The 255-nt window shown below is 52.9% G+C and carries 1 pseudogene; it reads right to left on the bottom strand.

From position 1 onward, the window contains the following. Positions 1-215: pseudogene (locus AF337_RS04590) on the bottom strand (EF-hand domain-containing protein); the annotation flags it as partial. Between the last annotated feature and the right edge of the window lie 40 nt (positions 216-255).

Genomic DNA, 255 nt, shown 5'->3' with positions numbered 1-255 from the left:
GAGCCGGACTGACCGGCGAGGCCGTTCATCGTCAGCGACATCAACTGCGACATGAGTTTCTCGGCACTGTTGGTCGCGTCTTCGTCGAGCTGCTGGGTTGTGGTTGATTTTTTTGCCGAAATCGTATTACAGGATAGGGCGTCCTGGGATGCTGACGTCGAATTCTTGCTATAGGAATAGGAAGAAATTGATGTTGCGGCGGAAATGGTCGTCATAAGCGCTCCATCGCTAGAGGGTGGGGATGCAACGCATTAC

The sequence above is a fragment of the Rhizobium ecuadorense genome, assembly GCF_001187535.1.
GTDB lineage: Bacteria > Pseudomonadota > Alphaproteobacteria > Rhizobiales > Rhizobiaceae > Rhizobium > Rhizobium ecuadorense.
The sequence above is the reverse complement of the archived record's forward strand: the minus strand, read 5'-3'. Positions and strand labels throughout refer to the sequence as shown.